2 protein-coding genes and 1 pseudogene are annotated in these 3,059 nt (G+C 56.1%); all 3 read left to right on the top strand.

Annotation, left to right across the window (positions count from 1 at the left end; all coding sequences use genetic code 11):
* Positions 1 to 1,700, top strand: a pseudogene (locus HMPREF9473_RS13995) (hypothetical protein); the annotation flags it as partial.
* Positions 1,701 to 1,713: 13 nt separating this feature from the next.
* The gene (locus tag HMPREF9473_RS27385; RefSeq protein ID WP_006780784.1) at positions 1,714 to 2,448 is read left to right on the top strand and encodes a hypothetical protein; all 735 of its coding nucleotides are present in this window, start codon (positions 1,714 to 1,716) and stop codon (positions 2,446 to 2,448) included.
* Complete coding sequence (locus tag HMPREF9473_RS13985) at positions 2,445 to 2,972, top strand: hypothetical protein (RefSeq protein ID WP_006780783.1); 528 nt, start codon at positions 2,445 to 2,447, stop codon at positions 2,970 to 2,972. Before HMPREF9473_RS27385 ends, HMPREF9473_RS13985 begins: the two co-directional genes overlap by 4 nt.
* The last annotated feature ends 87 nt before the right edge of the window (positions 2,973 to 3,059 follow it).

Below are 3,059 nucleotides of genomic sequence, written 5' to 3'. Positions count from 1 at the left end.
CCACACTTCTCAACAACATCGACTTAACAGGAACCGCCTACACCGGAACTTCCGGGGCGCCACTTCCCTGGATTCCTATCAGTAATTACAGCGGAGCTTTTGGCGTCAAGAATACGGAGATATACGAATTGAGCGGATTACATATAGGCACAACGGCTTCTTCCGTCAATGCCGGCCTGTTTGACACCGTGAGCGGAACCGTGGCGAGAACGGCGGTGGTAAAATCCACCCTGACATCGTCAGGAGGAAAGCAGGGGGCAATTACCGGCGTTCTGAATGGTGGAACCATCTACCAGTGTTACAGCCGGGAAAATGTGGGAAGCGGGGCCAGCTATGCCGGAGGAATCGCCGGCCAGATGACCGGAGCCGTTTCCGAAATCCGCGACTGTTACACGTTAAAGCCCCGTCTGTCCGCATCCGGCAGCGGTTCCGCAGCCGGTGGAATCGCAGGAGACGGGAGCAGCGGGAAAATCCAGAACTGCTACAATGCCCTTCTGAGCGGAGGGACTATCACGGCTGGCGGACGGGCAGGAAGCATTGCCGGAACAGGGAATCTTGTGCGGTGTTACAGCGACACCAGCTTATCCGACAGCAGCCAGGTGACCCGCTTTGACACAACTGCGGATGCCAAGCGGCAGGAGCAGACAGCTGAATTGAATAACTATGGCGGAAGCGCACGAGTTGGAGCAGACAGGGTTTGGTATACCAGTCTGAACAGTGAGAGCACGGCCGGATATCCTACCTTAGAGGCTCCGAAAATTGTGTCGGTGGAGTTTGTTTCAGATACCCCGGAAGGCGGAAGCACCGTGAATCTGAAAGACAGTCTGTCCAACAGCCTGTCAATTCCGGATATGAAGCTCCGCTCCTTCGGCTCGTCAGACAGCAACTTTACACCTGGAAGTACGGGGACGGCGGGGAATTCATTTTCATTGTCTGCATTTGCCGATATCACCGGAGCAAACAGCAATTATCACAAATACGGCTACACAAACGCCAATACCTATCTGGGCTTCCGGGCAGGGGGGACCGATTTGAAAGGTCTGGCGTCCTCGCTTGCCAGTCCGGCGGCGTCCCTCCAGACGGTCAGCAGTATCAGCCTGGGACGGGCGGCCGCCTGCACGAAACCGGAGGACCGTTACGTCCTGCTGGAGGGTGCATCCGGAACGCAGCGGTACGAGATACAGATAACTGTCAAGGGAGTCACGTCCAAGACCCTGAGTGTGGTGATGCCCGTCAAGGTGACCATGGCAAAGCTGACACCGGATGGAAGAGCGCATAAGGATTACAGCCTGGACTTAAAAATCACCAATAAAAACGGATATCCCATAGACGGAAAGATTCTGAAGGCAGTGTCAAAGTCCGGATACACAAAACTGACCTCGGTGCTTCCCAGCATTTCCCTTCCGTCCACCGGGAATATCACCGATGCATCCGGGGGAGTAAGACTGGCGCTCACGGATGTGCAGGGAGCATCCCCCGCCCTTGTAGGCTCCCGGTATTACGACGAAGCCGGAGCCGCCGCCGGAACCGCATGGATGGAATACCGTTTGAAAAACGGAGGCAGTCTGCCCTATCGTTATGCAATGGAGTACAACGGTCTGCATTTCGGAACGGAGGCCCAGTTCTCCTATGATATCCATTACTGGTTCGGCATATCAAAGGATGATTACACAGCAGCGGCCCAGGCCGTGGTTCCATAGGCGGTGATGAAGGATGGAGAAAAAAAGCCAAAAACATTTGGAAAACCAGCCCAGTCAGGCCAGCCAGGCCAAGCAGCCTAGCCAGGTAAAGCAGACCAGCCAGGCCAAGCAGACCGGTCAGGCAAAGCAGACCAGCCAGACCAGGCAGTCAAGCCAGACCAAGCAGTCAAGCCAGGCCGAACAGTCAAGCCAGACTGGGCAGTCCAGCCAGAAGCGGCAGACACGCGCAGGGCGGCGGCGGGCGCACAGGCGGTTATGGTATCTGTGTCTTGCCTGCGCAGGAGGACTGGCTATTGTCCTTCTGGGCGCCAGGGTCTGCATGGCACGGGACAGTCTGCAGTCCCAGGTTCAGGCACAGATTGACATCCAGCCGGACCAGAACGCCAAAAGCGGAATCCTTCACGTCGGAGAGATGCAGGAGATAGCCGCAGGCGATTTCTGGGTGGTGATGAACCAGCTTCCAACCATGGAGGAAGGGAGCATTTCGTGCAACATCGAATACGAGAACCCGGAGTCCAACCATTACAGCGCGCGAGTCAGCCTGTATTTAAAGGAGGACGGAAAGCTGCTTGGCAGTACCAGACGCGTCGACCCGGGCAGCTATGTGGAGAGCATTTCCCTGGAACGGGAGCTGGCTCCCGGCGAGCACCCGGTCACGGTGAGACTGGAACTGTTTGAAAAGAAAACCCCGGTGGCAGAGATGTCCATAGACATCACCCTGCGGGTAAAGGGAGGAAACACATCATGAGAGCAAAACGAAACCGCACCGGCCTGCTGGCGGTATTTCTGTCCCTGGTATTCTGTGTGGCGGTATGCGCCGCGGCGGTCTATTTTGTCCATGCCAATACCCAGGCGGCGGCTGAGACCATGCCCAGCCTTCAGGCTGACGGAAACGTGAAGATGGGCACCCTCATTGATCCGGAGGGGCGCCAGAAGGAGCTGGACGCCATTGTGGAGGAGGGGATGGTGGCATTTTCCGTAAACGCCACGCCCTTTATGATAAACGGCAGGGGAAAAGCCAACTTATACATTGAAAACCCGCCGGAAAATGGAAACCGCTTTACCGTGACCATCATCCGTGATGACACCGGGGAGGAAATCTACCGCTCAGGATATTTAGACCCGGAGCAGTATATCGACGAGGCAGCGCTCGATGTGGAGCTGGACAAAGGGGAGTATGCGTGTACCGTGAATTTTGACACGTACCGTATCCGTGATAATTCTTACATAGGAAGGGCCGCGGCGCAGATTACGCTGTATGTGCTGGAGTAGAGGTGCGTGTTATGACAGGAGAAAAACGAAAGAGAGAGCCCTGGAGCGGACGCCGCCGCGTGGCAGGATTTCTGATACTGGCCCTGT

This window comes from Hungatella hathewayi WAL-18680 (assembly GCF_000235505.1).
In the GTDB taxonomy this organism is placed as follows: Bacteria; Bacillota; Clostridia; order Lachnospirales; family Lachnospiraceae; genus Hungatella_A; species Hungatella_A hathewayi_A.
Note: the sequence above shows the minus strand (reverse complement) of the source record. Positions and strands in the feature narration are given on the sequence as shown.